At 61.5% G+C, this 16,355-nt stretch carries 15 protein-coding genes; 3 read left to right on the forward strand and 12 right to left on the reverse strand.

Annotated features, from left to right (window positions below; translation table 11 throughout):
- Window positions 1–95 precede the first annotated feature (95 nt).
- The 3 genes from FEZ60_RS33160 to FEZ60_RS20305 are packed head-to-tail and all read left to right on the forward strand — an operon-like array spanning window position 96 to window position 5,003.
- Window positions 96–2,435 (forward strand): CoA transferase, encoded by a 2,340-nt coding sequence (locus tag FEZ60_RS33160; RefSeq protein ID WP_033235065.1) that lies wholly within the window; start codon window positions 96–98, stop codon window positions 2,433–2,435.
- Between the two features lie 49 nt (window positions 2,436–2,484).
- The gene (locus tag FEZ60_RS20300; RefSeq protein WP_172936865.1) at window positions 2,485–3,432 is read left to right on the forward strand and encodes a zinc-binding alcohol dehydrogenase family protein; all 948 of its coding nucleotides are present in this window, start codon (window positions 2,485–2,487) and stop codon (window positions 3,430–3,432) included.
- A gap of 47 nt (window positions 3,433–3,479) precedes the next feature.
- A complete protein-coding gene (locus tag FEZ60_RS20305; protein WP_172936866.1) occupies window positions 3,480–5,003 on the forward strand; it encodes an AMP-binding protein in 1,524 nt (507 codons plus the stop codon).
- A gap of 3 nt (window positions 5,004–5,006) precedes the next feature.
- Here the strand turns inward: FEZ60_RS20305 and FEZ60_RS20310 are convergent, their stop codons facing one another.
- The 12 genes from FEZ60_RS20310 to FEZ60_RS20365 form a co-directional block, all read right to left on the reverse strand.
- A complete protein-coding gene (locus tag FEZ60_RS20310; RefSeq protein WP_033235068.1) occupies window positions 5,007–5,909 on the reverse strand; it encodes an IclR family transcriptional regulator in 903 nt (300 codons plus the stop codon).
- 166 nt (window positions 5,910–6,075) lie between these two features.
- Window positions 6,076–6,900: an alpha/beta fold hydrolase gene (locus tag FEZ60_RS20315; protein WP_172936867.1), complete on the reverse strand. Its 825-nt coding sequence runs from the start codon at window positions 6,898–6,900 to the stop codon at window positions 6,076–6,078.
- On the reverse strand, window positions 6,900–7,220 hold the full coding sequence (locus tag FEZ60_RS20320) for a ferredoxin family protein (RefSeq protein WP_033235070.1): 321 nt from the start codon (window positions 7,218–7,220) through the stop codon (window positions 6,900–6,902). Before FEZ60_RS20320 ends, FEZ60_RS20315 begins: the two co-directional genes overlap by 1 nt.
- Window positions 7,221–7,223: 3 nt before the next feature.
- Window positions 7,224–8,234 carry an NAD(P)/FAD-dependent oxidoreductase gene (locus FEZ60_RS20325; protein ID WP_033235071.1) on the reverse strand — a complete coding sequence of 337 codons (1,011 nt, stop codon included), beginning with the start codon at window positions 8,232–8,234 and terminating at the stop codon, window positions 7,224–7,226.
- A 132-nt stretch (window positions 8,235–8,366) separates the two neighbouring features.
- On the reverse strand, window positions 8,367–9,263 hold the full coding sequence (locus FEZ60_RS20330; protein ID WP_261984518.1) for a class II aldolase/adducin family protein: 897 nt from the start codon (window positions 9,261–9,263) through the stop codon (window positions 8,367–8,369).
- Window positions 9,166–9,954, reverse strand: coding sequence for an ABC transporter permease (locus tag FEZ60_RS20335; protein WP_230590189.1), 789 nt, complete (start codon window positions 9,952–9,954; stop codon window positions 9,166–9,168). Before FEZ60_RS20335 ends, FEZ60_RS20330 begins: the two co-directional genes overlap by 98 nt.
- 44 nt (window positions 9,955–9,998) lie before the next feature.
- Window positions 9,999–10,838, reverse strand: a complete 840-nt coding sequence (locus tag FEZ60_RS20340; RefSeq protein ID WP_051730580.1) for an ABC transporter ATP-binding protein — start codon at window positions 10,836–10,838, stop codon at window positions 9,999–10,001.
- Window positions 10,835–11,818, reverse strand: a complete 984-nt coding sequence (locus FEZ60_RS20345) for an ABC transporter substrate-binding protein (protein WP_141485437.1) — start codon at window positions 11,816–11,818, stop codon at window positions 10,835–10,837. The genes FEZ60_RS20340 and FEZ60_RS20345 overlap by 4 nt, the downstream gene beginning before the upstream one ends.
- Before the next feature lie 187 nt (window positions 11,819–12,005).
- Window positions 12,006–12,962, reverse strand: coding sequence for an NAD(P)-dependent oxidoreductase (locus FEZ60_RS20350; protein WP_172936869.1), 957 nt, complete (start codon window positions 12,960–12,962; stop codon window positions 12,006–12,008).
- 102 nt (window positions 12,963–13,064) lie between these two features.
- Window positions 13,065–13,937, reverse strand: coding sequence for an alpha/beta hydrolase (locus tag FEZ60_RS20355; protein WP_172936870.1), 873 nt, complete (start codon window positions 13,935–13,937; stop codon window positions 13,065–13,067).
- 31 nt (window positions 13,938–13,968) lie between these two features.
- Window positions 13,969–14,925, reverse strand: a complete 957-nt coding sequence (locus tag FEZ60_RS20360) for a catechol 1,2-dioxygenase (RefSeq protein ID WP_033235077.1) — start codon at window positions 14,923–14,925, stop codon at window positions 13,969–13,971.
- Window positions 14,925–16,268 (reverse strand): peptidase dimerization domain-containing protein, encoded by a 1,344-nt coding sequence (locus FEZ60_RS20365; protein ID WP_033235078.1) that lies wholly within the window; start codon window positions 16,266–16,268, stop codon window positions 14,925–14,927. The genes FEZ60_RS20360 and FEZ60_RS20365 overlap by 1 nt, the downstream gene beginning before the upstream one ends.
- Window positions 16,269–16,355 lie beyond the last annotated feature (87 nt).

A 16,355-nucleotide genomic window follows, 5' to 3' on the forward strand; every position in this document is an offset into this window, starting at 1 on the left:
GGTGGGCAGACCGGAATCATGTCGCCCACCGGACCCGAGAACTACGTTCGACACCAGTCGGTTCGGCGATATCTTTCGATTGAAACGGAGTAGTTGTGGTGCATCCCCCGGTACGGGTCGTAGAGATTTCCAGTCCGTTTGCGCGATTCGCCGGGCGCATCCTGGTCGGGCTGGGTTTCGAGGTCATTCTGGTAGAACCACCCACCGGTGACCCGAGTCGCGCCGAGTCCCAGGGTGATTCGTACCTGCATTGGCATGCGGGAAAGAAGTCGGTGGTTCTCGATCTGGGCGACAGCAACGACCGCGCCGAATTCGACACACTACTTCGCAGCGCGGATGTCCTGCTCGACGGCAGCGCGACCGGCGTTCCGCTAGAGCGCCGAGGCTCCCTCGTGCATGTCCGGGTGACGCCATTCGGCACATCGGGTCCCCGAAGTGAGTGGCAGGCAACCAACCTGACCGTAGCAGCGCTCGGCGGAATGATGGCTCAGGTCGGTGATCCCGAACACCCTCCACTCCTGCTCCCCGAACTCCAGGCTGAGCAGCTCGCCGGAATCAACGCCGCAATCGGCGTGCTGCTCGGACTGCGTTCGCGGTCCACGGGCCAGAACCCGTTGCTGGAGATCAGTGCTCAGGAATGTGTTGCCGCCGCGCTGGAAGCGGGCACTCTTGCCTACATTCACGAGGACCGTGTCCCGCCGCGTCCTGGCCGCGTACATCCACTCGTTCCGCACGGACTGTTCCAGGCCGCCGACGGTTATGTCGGTGGCGGCCTCGGCGGTAGCCCCCGTATGTGGGACGGCATGCTGGCCTGGCTGATCGACAACGACGCCCAGGACGATCTCGACCAACCCGAGTGGTCCGACGCGGTCTACCGAAAGACACACCAGGAACACATCTTCGACGTTCTGTCAGCCTTCATCTCAAAGTGGCCGAAGGAAGAATTTGCAGTCAGCGCCCAGTCTCGCAAGTTGCCGTGGGCAGCGGTCGACCGGCCCGAAGAACTCCTGCGCAACCCACAACTCAACGACCGTGACTTCTTCACTGACGTGACCGGGGATCACGGCACCTACCGCGATCTCGGGTTCGGCTTCGCTTTCCCCGAAGGCCACCGCATCGGAACGCTCGAGGCCGCCCGGTTGGGTCAGCATCAGGAACTCTTGTCCACCAACACGACTGTGGCAGTGCATGAAACTCAGGAGTTCAGTGACACGGGCGCGCTCAGCCTCGACGGTGTCCGCGTGCTGGATCTCACCTGGGTGCTGGCCGGCCCGTACGGCACCCGAATCCTCGCCGACCATGGAGCCGAAGTCATCAAGGTCGAATCGATCGGACGCCCGGACCCAACTCGCTTCGCACCGTTCATGCATCTGTCGCGCGGGCCTCATGACAATCCGAACACCAGCGGGTACTTCAACGACGTCAACCGAAACAAGCGCAGCATCACGCTCGATACCCGATCCGCCGAGGGTCTTTCGGTCCTACGCGACCTGATCAGGAAATCCGACGTCGTGGTCGAGAATTTCAGCTCGTCGGTCATGGACAAGATGGGGCTCGGCTACGAACAACTGCGGGAACTCAACCCGGACATCATCTACGTGTCTATGTCCGGGATGGGTCACACCGGCCCTCGCAAGGACTGGGTATCGTACGCCGACATCGTATCTGCAAGTACCGGATTGACCTCGCTGACCGGTTGGAACGCCGACGATGTTGTCGGAGTCATCTACGGCCACGGTGACATAGTTGCCGGACTGCAAGCAGCAGTCGCGGCGCTGGCAGCTCTCGACTACCGCGACCGGACAGGGCGAGGCCAGCACGTAGACCTGTCACAACTCGAAGCCATGGCAGCGCACATGGGCACCAGTGTTCTCCGAGCGGCTCGCTCACAGTCCCCCGATCCGATCGGCAACAGCCACTGCGAACTGGCGCCGCACGGCGTGTACCCGTGCCACGGCGCAGACCGGTGGTGCTCGATTGCCATCCGCGGCATGACGGAATGGAATACGTTGTGCCGCATCATCGGAGCGGAGCACTGGATCGACAATCCCGATTTCAGGAGCGTGGAGGGTCGCCGAGCCAACCTCGAACGAATCGACGACGCGATCGCCGACTGGACCCGGACTCTGCCACCCGAAACCGTCATGGAGCGCCTGCAATCGGCGGGAATCGCGGCAGGCGCCATCCAGGACGGACGTGACCTGGTCGACGGTGATCCGCATCTGCGGGCACGCAATTTCTATTCCGTACAGGAACACCCCCTCGCGGGAACATTCCTCCACGAGGGCATCCCTGTTCGCCGCAACTCCGAACCCGGTTCGATTCGGCGCGCTGCACCGGTGCTGGGCGCGGACACCGACGACGTCCTGAAGTCGGTCCTCGGCTACAGCGACAAACGGATCACCGGACTTCGCGACCAGTCGATCCTGTCCTGACCGCACTCATATTCGTACAACCATTCACAGATCGCTACAAGGAGACACAATGCGCGCGGCCCGACTCCATCAGTTCGGCACCTCACCGGTAATCGACGACATCGACATTCCCACGCGTGAATCCGGCCAGAGCCTGGTGCGGATCGACGCTGCTGCGCTCGGCCATCTCGACATCACCGTCGCGAGCGGAAACTTCGGAGTCAAGCCGAATCTCCCGCACATCGGTGGAACCGACGGAGCCGCGACGGTAGTCGAATCCGACACGTACGAGCCGGGCACTCGCCTTCTGGTCCGAGGCGGTGGCGTCGGCCTGTTCAAGAACGGTTGCTGGGCCGAGTATCTGGTGGCAGCAGACAAGGCCTTCACACCGTTTGATCCCGCACTGTCGCCGGCCGTTGCGGCAACGTTCTTTCTGCCAAGCACAACTGGCTACGTGGCCGTGAATGACGTTGCGGCCGTTGCAGCCGGCGAACGTGTGGTCGTCGCCGGAGCGTCGGGTGCTGTCGGATCGATGGCAGCGCAGTTCGCTTTGCTCGCAGGAGCGTCCGAGGTGATCGGTGTTGTACCGCGCGAAGATCAAGCTGCCCTGATCCCGGAAGGTGTGCGTCCCGTCGTCGGGCAAGGTGACGAACTGGCCGGTGTGCTGGGATCCGAGCCTACCGTCGACGCATTGATCGACACGCTGGGCGGTGACGGCTTGCCCCATCTGCTGGCAAGTGTTGTCCCCGGCGGCCGGGCGGCCCTGATCGGATACACGTTGGGTAAGAGTCTCACGCTGGACTTGCCGAACTGGTTGCTCAGCGACGTCCGGATCCTGCCCGTCAACATGATTCGCAAGACTGCCCGCCAAGCTGAACTGGCACCCGAGATGATCCGACTGCTCATCGAAGGCAAGATTTCCGTTGCAGTGCAGGAATTTCCGTTGGATGACATCGCAAGTGCACTGCAGTTGATGGGTGAGGGCAAGGTTGCCGGTCGGGCGGTCGTCGTACCCTGAGAGGGATACAATTACGCACCCTACGAGCCATCGGCAAGGAGTCGTTCATGCCCTGCGACACACATGCCATTCCGCGCTCGCTTCCGGATTTGATCCGGAGGCGAGCATTGGAGCGTCCGGAGCACCCGGCCCTTGTCGTCGGCGGGATCACGGTCACCTACCGCAAACTGCTCGAACGCGCTGCGTCGATGGGGTCTGCTCTCCGCAGCGCGGGTGTCGGCCGCGGGGAACGTGTGGCGGCACTGTCCGGCAACAGGATCGAACTGGCAGACCTTGTTCTCGGATGCGCGTGGATCGGCGCGGTGGCCGTTCCGCTCAATACTGCTCTTCGCGCCGACAGTATTGTCAGCGCACTCGAACAAGCTGAAGTGCAACGCATCCTGGTTTCACCCGAATGCGCAAACGTTGTATCCGGATTCGATGGCACCGTGTGGGTCATGGGCGAACCACACGTCCCCACGGCCGGTTTGAATCCGGGTTGTGAACCCGAAGCAGTGGATCCCCTCGACATGGCCGCGATACTCTTCACTTCCGGCACCACTGGTATACCCCGGGGTGTGCGATGCCCGCATGCGCAGTTCCTGCAGTGGGGCAAAAGCGTTGGCGCCTCGTTGGGACTCACTCGCGATGATGTGCTGTACAACTGTCTGCCCCTGTTTCACACCAATGCTCTCAATGCCTTTGTTCAGTCCGTCTGGGCCGGGTCTACTTTTGTCTTGGGACAACGGTTTTCGGTCCGTAATCATTGGAGTGAGGTTCGTGAGATCGGGGCGACTGTCGACTATCTGCTAGGTGCGATGGTTGCGATGCTGATCAACGCGGACCCCGCACTACAGGACCGGCAGCACAACATCCGGATTGCCTTGGCGCCCGCAACCCCTGCGCATCTGATCGAACCGTTTGCCAAGAGATTCGGTGTGGAACTCGTGGACGGATTCGGAAGTACCGAAACCAATCTTGTGATCGGCACGCTTCCCGGAAATCGACGGGCCGGATACATGGGCACCGTGATGAGCGGCTACGACGCTGCGGTGATCAACGACGGTAGCGCCGTACCCGACGGAGTGCCTGGCGAACTGGTTGTCCGCACCACGGTTGCCGGCTCGTGCTCACAGGGCTATCTGGGCGACCCGATTCCGGAGCCAGGCAGTTGGATCCACACCGGCGACAGGGTGATTCGTGATGCAGACGGCTGGTTCCGATTTGTCGATCGCATCAAAGACGTGATTCGAAGGCGAGGTGAGAATATTTCCGGAGCCGAGGTGGAAACAGTTCTCGCGCTGCATCCGTCGATCAGTCAGGTTGCCGTCTTCCCGGTGCCGTCGGAGCTGGCCGAGGACGACGTCATGGCGACTGTAATACTCCGTCCCGGTGCCGATTTCGATCCCATCTCGATTCTGGATTTTGCCCAGCAACAGTTGCCGTACTTTGCCCTCCCGCGGTACATCGACATCGTGGATTCGTTGCCACTCACCGAAACCGGGAAGGTGCAGAAAGCACCGCTGCGCGAGCGGGGCGTTGGCCAACACACCTGGGACAGCGAGAAGAGCAAGTTCAGCGCACGGCGGTAGAGCCTACTTGCCACAGCCGTTGAACGAACACATCACCGGACTGCAAATCGTACGCAGTGCGAGCGGGTCACTCGGTGAATGCGTGCACTTCATGGCATGAAGTTTGCGGGTGATCCCGACGCCTGCTGTGCGCAGGGCCCCGGTGATGCGACTGACGTTGAGCCGAGCCGTCGGCGCTGTCACGGACAACGCACCGGCAAGAGTGCGCGGGCCGCTGAACACCGGTACCGCGACGCTCATGTAACCGAGCCGCGTCTCCTCGACCTCCACCGCGAGCTGTTCCTTACGCATCCGCTCGAGTTGCTGTCGCAGCACACCGACTGACATCGTCGTCCGACTGGTCAAGGCGGTGAAACCCTGCTCGACCACCTCGTCGAAGACCGATTGCGGCGAGAAGGCAAGGATGATCTTGCCGGTGGCGGTGCAGTACAGCGGGAGCCGGCCGGCCACCCGCGACTGCTGATTGAGGCCGCGGTGTCCGATGATCTTCTCGATGTACAGGACGTCGATGCCGTCCCGAACCGCAAAGTGAACCGTCTCCTGTGTCGCCAGCAGCAAGTCCTCCATGTAAGGCAAAGCGGCGTCCCGCAGAATCCGCTGACGTGGCACCAACTGACCAAGCTCGAACAATCGCAGGCCGAGCCGATACTTTGTGCCCGCGCGCTCGAGCAGTCCCCACTCGACCAACTCGCCGGCCAACCTGTGAACCGTGGCTTTCGCGACCCCACTGCGCCGAGTGAGTTCCGTCAGAGACAAGTCACTGTGATCGGTGTCGAAAGCGTCCAAGATCATTCGAGCCTTGCCCAGGACCGAGGACAGCTCACCTGCGGGCTGCAACGGCGCAGCAGCACTTGGCGCGATGGGCAGTACTGATCCGAACCCGACGGATTGTTGTGGAGCGGCCATGAGTGTCCTCCTGAACGATCTGTGACAGCCTGCCGAGCCCGATTGCCACGGGACCGAATCAGTCGGGGTGCTCGTTGGGTGCAGGTGCTTTCGGAACCGACACTATGGTGACCATACGATGAGACGCACGCCACACGGTCCGCTCAGTGAACCCGTCCCGCAGAGTTTACACGGGGCGCCTACCTGCGTAATTCTCCAGAAACATGCGGACGGCGGATGAAATCTGCGGGGCGTGCTCTTCGATGAGAGCTACGGTCCCGGATTCGACGATCTCTGTTTCCACCACTGCCGCTCTCGTCAGATGTGCACGCAGCGGGGCGACATTAGGCATCGAAAAGGGATCTCTCTGCGCGCCGATCAGCAAAACCGGCGCGGTCACCGAACCGATTCTTTCCTCCATGACGTAGCGAGCACAGGCTTTGTGGCCCTCCGCCGGATCAACCCGGTAGGCAAGCGCGTCCCGGATGAACCTGTCGAGCAGCGCGGTGCCGGGTTCCGGGTAGTACGGCCGTCGCATCTCCCACAGACTGGTGAGATGGCTGCCGTCTGCGGCTCGGTCGACGCAGTCGATCCCACCGGGTCCCGAGTGCCCCTCGCGGTAGTTGCGGTCGGCCCACGGGCACGACGAGAGCACGGCGGCGGCTACCCGATCGGGGCGCGATGCCGCCATCTCGAGCGCCACCGCCGCTCCGGTGTGGTGGCCGAGAACCGTGACTCGTTCGACGCCAAGCCCGTCGAGCAATTCCCACGCACCTCGCGCATAGGTCTCGATGGTCTGCGGCCCGGGCACCGGAGCACTGTTGCCGTACCCCGGCATGTCCATCGCGACCACGTGGAAGTCGGCGGCAAGAAGTGGGATGAGCTCGCGGAACTCGTCCGACGAACGGGGTGCCTGATGAAGCAGGAGAATCGTCTCACCCGAACCTTGCTGCGCGTAATGCAATTGCCCGAAGGACGAATCCACGTATCCGAATCGCGTGCAGCTTCCCATCAGAACGCCGCAACCATCGGAGTGTCGACGCCGACAATATCGATCTTTGCCGAACCACCCGGATTTCCGACGGGTTCACCGCGGGTGGGCAAGATGTCGAGGAAGAAGCGCTTGTTGTCTTCCTTGAAGTCCGGGTCTGCCTTGCGGTCGACGGTGATCGCCTCTACCGGGCACGCCAATTCACAAGCGCCACAGTCGATGCATTCATTCGGGTTGATGTAGAGCTTGCGGTCACCTTCGTAGATGCAATCCACGGGGCATTCTTCCATGCATGATCGGTCCGTGTAGTCGATGCATGCTTCACCGATGACAAATGCCATTGCCTAACCCTCCTGTTCCGTAGAGTGTCCGGGAAAGATCTCCGCTTCCGGATCCAGCACGGCCGCAGCGTTGTTCACAGCAGTCGCGGCTTCGCCGAAGCCGACGGCAATCAATCGGACCTTCCCGGGATAATCCGTGATGTCCCCGGCTGCGTACACGCGCGGAACATTGGTTTCCATCCGCGTGTTGACGGCGATATGGCGATTGTCGATCTCCATCCCCCAGTCCATCATCGGGCCCAGGTCAGCGGTGAATCCCAGTGCTGCGATGACAGATTGAGCCGGCAACGTGGACGTGCTCTTGTCCAGTTTGTGGGTGATGTCGACCTCGCCGATCCACCCGTTTCCACGTACCTCCGAGACATCCGCGTTCACAAGAACCTGGACACTGCTGTCCTGAACTTTGGCAACTGTGGATTTGTGCGCGCGGAATCGATCTCGTCGGTGAACCAGAGTGACGGACTTGGCAATCGGTTCGAGGTGGACAGCCCAGTCGAATGCGCTGTCGCCGCCGCCGACGATGACAACGTCTTTCCCCGTGTGCGCCGACAGATCCGGGACGAAGTAGCTCAATCCCCGATTCATGAACTCCGAACCCTTTGTCAACGGACGGGGCGTGAAGGTTCCGATGCCGCCGGTGATGACAACCGCGCCGGCGACCACCACCTGGCCTGTACTGGTGGTGATTCGCACCCGGCCGGCGTCGTCATGCGACAACTCACGAGCCTGCATACCCAGCAAGTACACCGGATCGAATGGGGCAGCCTGGGCAATCAAGCCCTCGATGAGATTGCGTCCCTTGACCGAAGGGAATCCCGCAATGTCGAGGATTGCCTTCTCCGGGTACATCGCACTGACCTGTCCCCCCGGTTCCGCAAGGGCATCGATCACGGCAACGGAGAGGCCGCGGAAGCCTGCGTAGTACGCGCCGTACAGCCCGGCGGGGCCGGCACCAATGATCAGAATATCGACGCCGATCTCGTTGTCGGCCGCCGTGGAAGACGTTGTGTTCACACCCGATACGGTATTGCGCCGACGGACCCTCGCAAATGAAACCGGTCCGCTCAACAGACCTCGGTAACGTTTGCGGGACAACATGAAAAGAGCCCGCCGACCTTTCGGTCGACGGGCCCGTACTCACGAAATTCAGCGCGCGAACACCTCGGGTTCGTCTGCCGCAATCTTCTGGATGATGGTCGAGTAGGCAAACCACCCCACCTTCTCGGTGCCGACAGCCTCGTAGGTCTGCGCAGCGATCTTCTCGTGCAGGACGACCGGATCACCGGCGGCTCGCGCCGCCAATTCTGCCTGCATCGAACGCTCCATCGACACGTACCACCACACTGCGCTCTCGACAGAGGTTCCGACAGTCAAATGGCCGTGATTGGTCAGGATCACCGCTTTGTTCGATCCAAGGGCCGTCGCAATGCGAATACCCTCCTCTTCGTCGAGTGCCACCCCGTGATATTCCTCGTAGATCGAGTGGTCCTCGTGAAAGGCACACGCGTCCTGAGTGATCGGAGCGAGGCGGCAGTGCAGCGAAGAGAAGGCCTTGCCGTTCAGACCATGTGCATGAACAGCTCCGATCACATCGGGACGAGCCTCGTGGACTTTGCTGTGGATGACAAACGCTGCCCGGTTCAGCGGTCCGTCGCCGGAAATCACCGTGCCGTCCGATGCCACATGCAGTAGTTCTTCGGGCTGGACCTGGGAGAAGTGCCGACCGAACGGCGCCGTCCAGAACGTTTCAGGTTCTTCGGGATCTCGGGCCGTGATGTGTCCCGAGATTCCTTCGTCCAAACCGAATTTCGACAGTATCCGATATCCGCCGATGACGGCGGTCTTACGTCGACGTCGTTCGCTCTCGACGTCGACGACCTCGGGCGGGCCGGGAATTCCGGCCTGCTCTGCAATGCTCAGCGGTTTACTCATGCTGCGCTCCTGACTATTTGACGCCGTAGCGGGCGAGGTACCGCGAGGACAGAATTCGGAGAATCCGGTCGAAGATGAAGCCCATGATGCCGAGGACGATGATGCCGACAAACGTCCAGTCGATTCGACCGTAGTTTCGGGCCTGCCAGATCATCGAGCCGATACCCTGGTCGGCGGCGACGATCTCCGCCGACACGATGGTGAGAAAGCTGTTACCCATGGCCAGGCGAGCACCGGTGACGATACCCGGGATCGACGACGGCAAGACCACCGTTTTCATGATCTGCAGCTTGCCCGCACCAAGATTGGCTGCGGCCTGCAATTTGTTCTCGCTGATCGCAACAGTCGCGGCGATCGTGCTGACCGTGACGATGAACACCGAGGTGTAGAAGATCAGAACAACCTTCGACGTCTCACCGATGCCGAACCAGACGACGGCAAGAGTGACAAATGCGATCGGCGGAATGAACCGGAAGAACTCGATGTACGGATCGAGGAGCTGTCGTACGATGGCGATGCGGCCCATCAGAATTCCGACGGGAGCGCCGATCACGACGCCCAGAAACCAACCGATCAGAATTCGCTGACCTGACGCAGTGATCGACGACCACAGAACGCCGCTTTCCCACAGTTCCTGTGCCGCAGACCAGACCTCGGCCGGTGATGCAATCGTGGTCGGTCCGTACCACCATGCCAGGAACGACCAGATACCCAGACCGATTGCCGCTGAAGCGGCATACATCAGTGTCGCCTTGACAATCTTGGATCGCCGCGCCGACGAACGCTTTTGCGTCTGTGTCACCTTTACTGTTCTCACACCGGCTGAACCACCGGTCGCTACAGCCGTCACAGCTCGTCCTCCTCAATGCCTTGGTTCCGCAGCGACGCAACCACTTCTGCCCGAATATCGTCGCGCAGCTTCTCGTAGAGCTCGATCACCTCGGGATCGTTACGGTCCCTGGGACGAGCCGCATTGACCTCGTAGACGCTCTTGATCCGAGCCCGCGGGCCGGCCGACATCACAACCACACGGTCAGCCAATGTCAGCGCCTCGTCGATATCGTGAGTCACGAACACCACGGTGCATCGAGTGTGCCGCCAGATACGGTCGAGTTCGGTCTGCAGAACCTGACGAGTCTGAGCGTCCAACGCACCGAACGGCTCGTCCATGAGAACCAGCGACGGTTGGTTGGCCAGAACTCGTGCGATCTGAACACGTTGCCGCATACCGCCGGAGAGCTGCGAGGGGAACTTTGCCCCGGCGTGGGGCAAGCCGACCATCGCAAGGTACTCGGCGGCGATACTGGCCTGCTCGCTGCGGTTCGCTCCGCGCATCCGGGGTCCGTACGCCACGTTCTGGCTTACGGTCATCCATTCGAATAGCGCTTCGGAACTCTGAAACACCATGCCTGCGTGGCGGTTACTGCCGTCGACGACGTCTCCGTCGCACACAATCTCCCCGGCACTGGGTTCCACGAAACCGGCCATGGACGACAGCAGCGTCGACTTGCCGCAGCCACTCGGCCCGAGCAGACATACGAATTCACCGGGCTGCACGTGCATATCGATTCCGGCGACGATCTCCGCCGCGCCGAAACTGATCCCGAGGTCGACCACGTCAATGGCCACACCCGTGTTCTTTTTACCGGGGCCGGTCGTGCCCGTACTACTTGTTGCGATACTCACTGTGCACCATCCTTGTACCAATCCAGAAGCATTGCCGATTCGAGATCCGGCTGTTCACTGAGAACACCGATCGACTTGTAGAAGTCGACGATCGACTGTGCCGACTCGATATCCGCAGCTTCGAGATTCACGACGGAGAAGTCGATCTCGTCGACCGCGGCAATAGTCTGATCCTCACTGACGTTCACAGCGGTCTTGGTCGCGGACGCTGCAGCTGCAGGATCCGACTCGACCTTGTGCGTTGCTTCGTCGAGCACCTTCGCAACGGTCCGCGCGGTCTCTTCGTTGGCCGACAGCCAGGGAGCCGTCGTGATCGCCCAGTGATGGTAGAACCAGCCGTAGTCTCCGGTGACTGCCACTACGTGGCCGGTGCCCTGATCCAGGGCTGTTGCCGGCCACGGCTCCCACAGAACAAACCCGTCGATGTCGCCGCGGCTGAGCAGCGCGGGCATGTCCGTCGGGGTTGCCGAGATCATCTCCACCGAGCCGGGGGCAATCGAATTGGCCGCGAGATACTTGTCCGTCGAAATCTGGCTCAGACCCGGGACGATGCCCATCTTCTTGATCGCAGCCGGTGAGTCGACGCCGTTCCGCAGCACAACCTTGATGTAGTCGCCCGACGCCTCGTACGAATACATCGCGCGCAACGACGGATTCTGACGCAACTGGGCGATGGTTGTCGTATCGGAGCTACCGGCGATCTGGACCTGCCCGGTCGAGAGTGCGTCGACGGCCTCGCCACCACGACCGAATTGGACAAGTTCGACGTCCAGACCTGCGGCGTCGAACATACCTTCCTGATCCGCCACGAAGAACGGAGCATAGGAAGCGTCGATTCCGACTGCGATACGCAGTGGTCCACTTCCGGCGGAATCAGCTGTGCTTTGCGTCGCCGGGCGGCTGCATGCGCCGGTTGCAACGGTCAGCAGCAGCGCAGCCGAAACAAGAGCAGTCCTTCCAAACTTTGACAGCGAGGCCATCTACTCACACCTTTGTTTGTGATCTGTGCCGCAGTTGCGGGTTGTGGAGAGCAAACCTAGCCGTGCCTACCTGTGACCGAGAACCAACCGGGTCCACCGTGCGGACCGGGGACAGGAACTTACCTGGGCGAAACACCGCACCTGGAGGAACGTGCGAACCGAAATACTGCGGTAACACGGCCTTCGGTCACAATGTCCACCGAATTGTCTGCTTGCGCAGCGCGCCTGCGACATTCTGCGCCGTCATCGAGTAGATCGACGCACGCGCTCCGGCGCTACCCCCTGCAACATGAGGACTCAGAAGCGTCGAATCGAATCCGCGAAGGGGGCTCGAAATCGGCAGTGGTTCAACGTCGAACACATCGAGGGCCGCGCCGCCGATATGCTTCGAACGCAGAGCTCGTGCCAATGCAGCGTCGTCGACAACAGCGCCGCGCGCCACATTGACGACGATCGCGCCGTTGGGCAACTGCGAAATTCGGCCGGAATTGATCAGTCCCCGAGTTGATTCCGTGAGCGGGACGGCGAGCACCAGGACGTCGGAGAGAGGCAACAGTTCCTCGAGCGATACAAAGGTCGCATTCATAGGCTCGCGCGGTCTCGAACGCGCGGTGACGTAGACATCACAACCAAAGGCCCCGAACAACTCTGCACACCGACGGCCGATCGAACCGACCCCTACTACGCCGACCCGGCGCTGCGCCAAGTCGCGACAATCTCGCGTCAAGATGGATTCCTGTGGCCAGGACCCGCCGGTGACCTCGTTGTGCGCCCAGAACATGGAGCGGCACAACGCACCTGCCGCCAGCACTGCCCATTCCGCAACCGATTCCGCGTTGGCGCCGGGTGTATTCGCGACCGGAACCCCGAAGGCGCGCCACGCATCCACGTCGATGAAATTGGTTCCGGCACCTGGCTGTTGGACAAGGAGTAGTTGCCGTCCGAGTTCGGCTTCCTGCTTGCCGAGCGGCAGATCACCACTCCAGTCACCCACCACGACATCACACATCGGCAACAGTGCATGTAGTGCTTCCGTAGTGCGCTCGGGCAAGCGAACTACCTCGGCCTCACTTCCCACGGCGTCACGGATCGCGCTGCCAAGTCCGTTGTCGGCGTCTGCCGTCAGTAGAAGTACTTTCTTCACGAGAACTCCTCAGGGTGAGACGATGACTGTACCTTCGGAAAACGCCAGAGCCGGCCTCCTGATCGAGAGGCCGGCTCTGTTACGCAGCAGTCTGTTTGGTTCTCAGATGGCTGCCTTCGCGCTTGCTGACGCCTTGGCCAGAAACTCGAGGCTCAGCGGGTTGTACTTCGCTGCCTGCTCGTGCTGCGGCCAGTGACCGCACTCCGCGTAGAGCTCGAGCTGAGCACCCGGGATATCCTCGGCCATCTTCTTCGCCTCAGGAACGTCGCCGAACGGATTTTCCTGTCCCCAGACCACCAGGGTAGGCGCCTTGATGAGTGCCATCCGATCCGGGCGCAACAGATTCCGCTGGCGAACCTCCATCTCCTGCAAGGAAAGAAGGTTGTGGATGTTGGCCACGAAGTCGGGCTGGTGGTAGATCCGGTGACGCGCCTGAACCAATTCCTCCGTTGCATTGGCCGGATCGTGCATGAGCAACTGCATGCGGGCGCGGGTCAATTCGATGTCGTCGCTCTGAACGGCCTTCGCTGTCGAGGTCTTGATACGCTCCATCACCGTCGGATTCGCGACGGTACCGCCAGCCGCGAGCAACTGCAACGAGAGGACACGTTCGGGCTGCTCGCTGGCCAGGTAGGCGGCGACCCAACCACCGAGGCTCTCGCCCACCAGGTGCACACGATCCAGCCCGACCGCGTCGAGGTAATTCACCAAATGCTCTACGTAACGCGGAATCTCGTACGGGTAATCAGGCTTACCGGTGTAGCCGTGACCCAGCATGTCGATCGCATGAACCCGGTAGGACTCGGCGTGCGGCGCGATATTGCGTGCAAATGCCTCGAGGTGTCCACTGGTGCCGTGCAGGAAGATCACGGCCTCGTCGCCGGATCCGGCCTGCAGAGAGCGCGTGGGGACACCGCCCGCGTAGACGGTCGTCAACTCGAAATCGAGTCCGGCAAGTTCGTTCCAGATTGTCATGAGAGAAACTTCCTTTGCTGAAGGTGGCAGATTATGTTGTTACGCTGGCTGTTCCAGCTGGATCGAGAACCGCGACGCCCATACCGGTGAGCCACTCGGGAATCGCTTCGTAGGCAAGGCGTTCTCCCGGAATGTAGTCGAGCATGGCCGCCATCATGAGCCATGTCCGTAGCTCCTGCGCACCATTGCCCGCCTCGTCCTCGATCTGCTCCGTCGTGAACTCGGCAAGCTCACTTGCCTTGCCACTGGCAAACAGATCAAGAATTCGGTCATCGAACTCCGGGGTGATCGCGGCATCGGCGGCACGGATGATCTGACGCCGTCGGACGTCGTAGTCGGACCAATTCTCCCGACCGTCCAGCCAGGCTTGAACCATGAAATCCTCGTCCTCACCGTGCGGGTCACGCCAGTCAGGCCAGGGCAGCCGATGGGATAAACCGCCGGAGGCGATCACCACCACGCGGGTATCCGCAGGGTACGACGCAATGGCGTCCCGCAGAGCCTTCGCCACTTCCTCGCATCGCTTGAAAGTCGGCAGCGGCGGCGCGAATACGTTGACCACCAACGGAACTATCGGAACATCGATTCCGTCGAGAAGATACTGAATCGCGTGGGACTGACCGTGATCGATCTGCAATCGAGCCGAGTAGGCAAGATCGAACCGGCCACCTTCGATCAGCTCGTTTGCAAGGTGCCTCGCGAAGTCCACGTCCACCTGCTGCGGGCCCTTGGGTGTACCGGACTCGCCACTGGAAATACACTCGCCGACGCCGAGCGTGAAAGCCGGAATCAGATCCAGCCAGAAACCACGAAAGTGGTTGGAGCCGAGTATCAATACAACATCGGGATTCGCTTCCGCGATTTTCTCCCGGGTCAGATGCAGCGCGTCCCGGAAGCGTTCGGCCTCCGCCTTGTGCGTCGTCTCTTCCCAATGGGTGTTCATCAATGTGCTGTGGGAAGCACCGACACCCAGAACTATCTTCGCCATCAGTCGATTCCTACTTCCTCGAGCGAGCGGGTGACGGTATCGAGGGCCACTCGGATCAGATACTTCGTAAATCTCTCTGCTGCAGCCAGATCGACTGTGTTCATCCCCATCGCGAAGTCCACCTCGAACGGAGCGTCGACCACCTTCGGCATACCCACCCGGATCGTCGGGATGCCGCGGCTGCGCAAGATGTTTGCGTCGGTTGCACCACTGGCGTCGAAGAAGTCCTGATGAGGCTTCCCCTCAGCGGCTTCCCACGCGTCGACGGCCGAGTGCCGCAACCACATCCGCGGATCCGAACCCTCCCCCGGTATTGCCAGCACCTGTTCGACCTCGATCTGTAGATCCAGCGATTGTGCGATGTCCGCAACCACGGCAGTGAGTTCACGTTTGGCGGCGGTGGGCGTCGTCCGTGGACTCAGCCGTAGATCAACGGTCAGGCGCACCTGCTCAGGGGTGAACGACGCTGTTCTCTCCCACCCGCCACGAATATTGGCCACAATTCCTTGCGGCGCAACCAATCCGTCCTGATGCGCCGCTGAGTACTTCGGGAACCATTCCTCCAGTTTCGCGACAACCTCACCGGCCGCGGTAATCGCGTTGCGATACGGCAGCCGGTGGCGAGAACCGACGTAGGTGTGCAGCCCGTGCACCGTGATCTCGAACCAAGCCAGCCCCACTTCTTCCCAGGAGACCGTCCAGCCCGGCTTGGCGATCAGCGCACAGTCCGCCCACACTCCCTGTTCCAGGAGGAACGAGCAGCCGGCGCCCTGACCGGTATTGCGCCGGGGGTTTCCGACACCGGGGCGGGCATTGGTCGGCATACCACCGGCACCGAATCCGAGCACCAGGTCACCGCGGAGTGGAATACCGGCTGCGGCAATTGCTTCGGCCGCTGCGATGATGCAGGCGGCATGGCCTTTCGGATTCGACGCACCTAACCCGATGACGTAGTTCTCGTCGACCTGGGCGTGCGGCGTCAGGTCGGCTCGCAACTCGTTTCCCACCCACGGGAGATCTTCTGCCGGATCACCTGTCGTGACGGTGTCGATCGGCGCATACAGCAACAGATCCGGCCCGGACCCGTCACCGCGCAATCGTCCCCACGAGTTCGCCTGCCGGTCATCGAGATCCATCGTATGGGCCTCGATGCCCGACGCCGTCAAGACCGCCGTGATGTGGCGGGCCAGCGGTGCTTCGTCGCCGGTGGGGCTGGGGATGTCCACAACCCCGGTGGTGAGATCTCGCAATCTCGCGCGATCGACGTTGGCCCAGGCCTGCTCGACCCATTCCCGGCGCGTGTCGTCGAGGCCTGCGAGAGCGTCGGCCCTCGCAGTGGTCATGGATTGACCTGATGTACCTGGGTATTGCTGCGTTCGCCCGCCAACTGCCATAGTTTGGGAACTGCCACGGCAACAGCGGCACCGATA

Source organism: Rhodococcus sp. MS16, from assembly GCF_013277795.1.
GTDB lineage: Bacteria > Actinomycetota > Actinomycetes > Mycobacteriales > Mycobacteriaceae > Rhodococcus_F > Rhodococcus_F globerula.